At 43.8% G+C, this 1880-nt stretch carries 2 protein-coding genes and 1 pseudogene; 2 read left to right on the forward strand and 1 reads right to left on the reverse strand.

Annotation, left to right across the window (positions count from 1 at the left end):
• Window positions 1–560, forward strand: a 560-nt coding sequence (locus tag RTV33_RS15270) for an IS3 family transposase (RefSeq protein ID WP_312645680.1), incomplete at its 5' end; no start/stop codon positions are given.
• A gap of 114 nt (window positions 561–674) precedes the next feature.
• Here RTV33_RS15270 and RTV33_RS15275 read toward each other — a convergent pair.
• A complete protein-coding gene (locus tag RTV33_RS15275) occupies window positions 675–1361 on the reverse strand; it encodes a response regulator transcription factor (protein ID WP_312645682.1) in 687 nt (228 codons plus the stop codon).
• Between the two features lie 178 nt (window positions 1362–1539).
• On the opposite strand from RTV33_RS15275, the pseudogene RTV33_RS15280 reads away from it, so the two are divergent.
• A pseudogene (locus tag RTV33_RS15280) lies at window positions 1540–1880 on the forward strand (hypothetical protein); the annotation flags it as partial.

The following is a 1880-nucleotide window of genomic DNA, read 5'->3' on the forward strand; positions in this document are numbered from 1 at the left end:
AGTATGGTTTGCTCAGTGAGGTTCGGCGCAGAAGGTGGCAATCATGTGGACAATCGATTCATCGCTACACCAATATTCTGAACCGTAACTTTAAAACAGAGCAACCCAACAAGAAATGGGCGACTGATATCTCCTATATCCCCACTGCACAAGGCTTTCTCTATCTGTCCGTCATTCGTGACCTCTTTGACAACAGTGTAGTTGCCTACAAAATCGCCAAACAGCAAACCATTAATTTAGTGCTGGAAACAATACGAGCGGCCATGCAAAAAGAAACGGTCGCTGGGGAGTTACAGTTCCACAGCGACCAAGGGTTTCAATACACATCCCAAGCATACTTTACCCTTACTAAAGAATATGGTATTACACCCTCTATGTCAAGACGGGGAAACCCTTATGACAATGCTATGGCTGAGAATTTCTTCTCCATGCTCAAAACAGAGTGCATTTCTCGGCAGAAAATCCAGTCCTTTGAGCAGGCTCAGCAACTGATTGATGATTATATCTATTTCTACAATTTTGAGCGCTACCAACTAAAATACCGCCTGACTCCATTTTAAAAACGGAGCCAGACGGCGTAATCTTTAGATATTCTACGATTGGTCTTTCTTTTTACTGTCTATTTTCCATGGAGCGGTTCAATAACGGTGGGCTCTTTTTATTCTACTCACTTATTATGGAATCAAAAACTGATATCCGACGCCTCGGACAGTTTTAAGATAAAGCGGCTGATTCGGATCGTCTTCAATTTTAGTGCGCAAACGTCGGATATGTACCATTATGGTGTTGTCGTCCACCGCGTTATCACCCCAGACATTGCTGTAAATTTGCTCCTTGGTAAGAACCTTGTTGGGGTTGCTCATAAAGTATTTTATCATGAAGCTTTCCTTACTGGAAAGTGGAATCTCACATTCTTCTTTTAGCAGACGCATTTCGTCGCAAATATAGCAAAAAGGCCCTGCTTCAATGCAGGTGGACTTGCTACCGGAAATATGAATGCGCCGCAGACAGGCCTTGACCTTAGCGCAAAGCACAGTAGTGCTAAATGGTTTGGTTACATAGTCGTCTGCACCAATCCCTAGCGCAAATACCTTATCATTGTCTGCTTGGCGACCGCTCAAGACAAAAACGGGAGTGAGCAGACCCAGACTGCGAAGTTCGTTGATAACTTGGAAACCGTCCATGCCCTCCATTACAATATCGAGAATAATCAAATCAAAATCCTGCTCCTGCACCATGCGGAGTGCATCCGGTCCGTTAGAGGCTTGATAGGTGAGCATTCCTTCACTTTCAAGGATTCGGGCGATCATTTTTCGCACCATCTTTTCATCGTCGACTATCAAGATTTTAAAGCGATTCATTTGGAAATTACCCCCTTGTTGCTATCATTATAGCATAAAAAAAATAAAAAACATAAAAACTTTTTATCTTAACAAGATTTAAGAAAATTCATAAAACAAGTTAAGGTTTATAAATTATAATTTTATTAGTTTAAAAAAACTAGCAAAATTGCACATTGCAAAAAAGGAGAGGTAGAAAATGAGCAAAAAATTCAAGGCTATCGTATCCGCGCTAATGGTAATTAGCTTACTTACGGGCTGCAGCTCCGGCACGGTTTCCAACAGTTTGGCAAACCCCACCGAACCCTCTGCACCGGCTAAAACCGAAGCCCCGGCTGAAAGCAGCGACTGGAAATGGGAACGGAAAGTTACCCTCGTTTGCCCATGGGGTGTAGGTGGCGGAGCCGACGGCACAATTCGCCCCATGCAGCCAATCCTGCAGGAGATTCTAGGCGTGCCGGTTGAAATTGTAAACGTAGAAGGCGCCGGCGGAGCCAACGGAATCGACTTTGCGTACAAACAGCCTGCGGATGGTTATAC

Source organism: Hydrogenoanaerobacterium sp., from assembly GCF_032017025.1.
Lineage (GTDB): Bacteria > Bacillota > Clostridia > Oscillospirales > Ruminococcaceae > Hydrogenoanaerobacterium.